General features: G+C 35.6%; 2 protein-coding genes and 1 pseudogene. All 3 read left to right on the top strand.

What is annotated here, in order from left to right:
* Positions 1-171: 171 nt before the first annotated feature.
* A pseudogene (locus PSI17_RS16570) lies at positions 172-630 on the top strand (Hcp family type VI secretion system effector); the annotation flags it as partial.
* Positions 631-911: 281 nt separating this feature from the next.
* On the top strand, positions 912-1,751 hold the full coding sequence (locus PSI17_RS16565; RefSeq protein ID WP_273553012.1) for a DUF6402 family protein: 840 nt from the start codon (positions 912-914) through the stop codon (positions 1,749-1,751).
* Positions 1,709-2,184: DUF6201 family protein (locus tag PSI17_RS16560; protein ID WP_337927223.1), on the top strand; the 476-nt coding region annotated here is incomplete at its 3' end. The genes PSI17_RS16565 and PSI17_RS16560, both read left to right, overlap by 43 nt.

The raw sequence follows: 2,184 nt of genomic DNA, 5'->3' as shown, positions 1-2,184 counted from the left end.
TATCTGAAATTTAAATCAGGTAATTATCTGATTTTATTTAAGAAGAGAGATTAATCACAATTTTTCTGGTGATCTTTTATTCACGCTGGAATAGATAAGCATTGCTGTTATATCCTGTTTAATTGATGCTGTAATGAGCATCCATTGAAAATCAGATTACAGGAGACAGGAATGTCATATCTTATTTACTTGTCGTTAAAGGGCAAGAAACAAGGCTTAATCTCGGCGGGCTGTTCAACCCCCGAATCTATCGGCAACCGCTATCAGGCCGGGCGGGAAGATGAAATACAGGTACTGAACCTCAGCCATATGATGACACGCGATCAGAACGTCAATCATCTCCCTGTCAGCTTTATCAAACCCATTGATAAATCTTCCCCGTTGCTGGGGTTAGCAATAGACAAAAACGAATTGCTGGATGCCCTTTTTAAGTGTTACCGCGTAAACCTTGCCGGACAACTCGAATTCTTTTACGAAATCAAACTGACAGGCGCCACCATTGTTGATTTTTCCTGTCACTATCCGCACTCAATTAATGACAATGACCAAATCCCGTATGAAACGGTGCAGCTTGATTATAAGTCGATATCATTCACGCATCGCGCGGCAGGGACAACAGGCTATGCGATATCGCAATTGCAGGGACGTGAAGAGGAAAGGCCGCTGCTTTCGGGGTTTTCGGCTATTCTGCCTTTAACCGAAACGATTGCAGCTTTATTTAGCCATCAGTTCAAGCTAAAAAATCAGCATAACGGTGATAACTGCCAACATATCGCATATGGTGTGAAAACAAATAAGGGACTGATAGAAGGCAAGAGCCAATCATTGGGTTTAACAAAGCAATTTGATACAAAACAAGAAGAAAATATAAACGTAGAATATTTATATCAAACAAAGATGGGAATTTAATCATGGGAATTTATTCAACTAAAACCGTTAAAGGTGGTAAGGTTACAGAGATAGAGATGGATATTTTCATGTTAAATGAAATTCCTGATGCCATGGATGAAATGGGGTGGGAAGTTGCTCCAAAACTAATGAGGCACTGGTTTGAAACAAAACCTGCATTTGGTTTCAAAAATGATGAAATTAAAAATCAGTTTATGAAGGAAGATGCTACGCTTATTCCTAAAGAACGAGTGAATGATTCAATTGTAAAGATGGAATGGGCGATGAATTATCAGCCGGTAAGAAGAGGCTTTTATTCTTTAAAGTCTAAATGGGCATCTCCAAGAGGAATTGATTTATTAAGATCTAGATTAAAAAATAGCGAAAGAATAGGTTATTCTGATTCAGCCATTGAATTAGATACATACGCTCAAGTTAACGTAAAATCAATAGGTTCGATGGCAGACACTATTAATGATTATTACGGAGCAATAGGAAAGGCCAATTTAAAATTAGCAGTAAGAGGATATGTTGATAAAATAGATTCAAAAGATGTGTTTATCACTGAAATGCTCGGATTCTATATAAAAGATAGTTATGATTTTATGACAGTCGGTGAACCACTTGGAGTTTGGAGTAGAGATGGTGTTCTTGATAAAGTTAAGACTGTGATATTTTATGGCTTTTATGATAAAAATTTGTGGAAGGATTTAGTTACAGGTGGTTATTCAAAATATGTACCTGTTTCTAACGATGATTTCAGAGCATGGCAAAATAAGCATAATGAAGGAGGCGATTTTATTGTTTTCTCTGACGTCCTATGGACGCCGCCGCAGCCAGAACACCGGATTATTTATCTATGAAAATACTAAAGAGTATAAAATATATTTTTTATACATTAGTAATGTTTTTTTTATTATGGTGGTTTTTTCTATCTCATGTCACCTTATTAAAGGAAGGCGACATGGTTAAGGCTATTAATTCTAATGATAATTTTTTTGCAAAATATTATGAGCCATACCCTGCTAATTTATTTGGATTATATATCTCATTGACAGAGTCACAACCTGTTTTTGTTGTATTATATAATAAAGATAACAATTATATAGGGCAAAGCTCTCCTTTTAATATGGTAGGTAAATATACATTCATTGATACGGTCAGTTTTCTACCAAAAAAGGAATATAAAAAACCATTAGATCATAGCTACTTCATTGTTATTGAAGGTGAAGATGATGCTTATGATATAGACATAAACCACAAAAAATGGTGGAGTAAAATACTGCAATATTTCCA

Source organism: Xenorhabdus sp. IM139775 (genome assembly GCF_028598745.1).
Classification (GTDB): Bacteria; Pseudomonadota; Gammaproteobacteria; order Enterobacterales; family Enterobacteriaceae; genus Xenorhabdus.
The sequence above is the reverse complement of the archived record's forward strand: the minus strand, read 5'-3'. Positions and strand labels throughout refer to the sequence as shown.

What these genes read in the sequence shown, in the direction of transcription:
- PSI17_RS16565 (WP_273553012.1), top strand. Translation starts at nt 912, where the DNA reads ATGGGAATTTATTCAACTAAAACCGTTAAAGGTGGTAAGGTTACAGAG.